This window comes from Type-D symbiont of Plautia stali, assembly GCF_001485335.1.
GTDB lineage: Bacteria > Pseudomonadota > Gammaproteobacteria > Enterobacterales > Enterobacteriaceae > Pantoea > Pantoea vagans_C.
This window is the reverse complement of the sequence record NZ_BBOC01000207.1, coordinates 1-583: the sequence shown is the minus strand read 5'-3', so window position 1 is coordinate 583 and position 583 is coordinate 1. Positions and strand designations below refer to the sequence as shown.

Here is a 583-nt window from a genome sequence, read left to right as displayed (position 1 = left end):
ATCCGAGTGAACCAGCACCTGTTTTTGGGGATTACGCCGCCATACAGCCATCAGCAGTGCGTTCAGGACAATGTCCTTTGTCATCCGGGATTGCATGGACCAGCCGATAATTTTGCGTGAGAACAGATCAACAACCACGGCAAGATACAGCCAGCCTTCGTGGGTCCTGATGTAGGTTATGTCCGTTACCCAACGCTCATCCGGAGCATCCGGATTGAACTGCCGCTGGAGCCTGTTGGGCGACACGATACTGGCCTCGCCTTTACGTGCCCGCGGGCTCCGGTATCCGACCTGAGCCTTTATCCCGACACGTTTCATCAGCCGCCAGACCCGGTTCACTCCGCACTGTTGCCCGCTGTCCCGCAGATCCAGATGGATCTTGCGATAACCATAGACGCATCCCGATTCCAGCCAGAACTGTTTAATCTGTCCTGTTAGTTTCAGGTCTGCCTGATGGCGTTGTGAATGCGGCTGCTGAAGCCAGGCGTAAAAGCCACTGGGATGAACATCCAGCACCCGACAGAGCAGGCGAACAGGCCAGTAACAGGTGTTGTCACGGATAAAGGCGTACCTCAGTCGGACT

Annotated in this window: 1 protein-coding gene; it reads right to left on the bottom strand. The window is 55.6% G+C overall.

The genetic code is table 11. The features are described 5' to 3' along the window. Positions 1–583, bottom strand: a 583-nt coding sequence (locus PSSD_RS26015; RefSeq protein WP_153011538.1) for an IS3 family transposase, incomplete at both ends; no start/stop codon positions are given.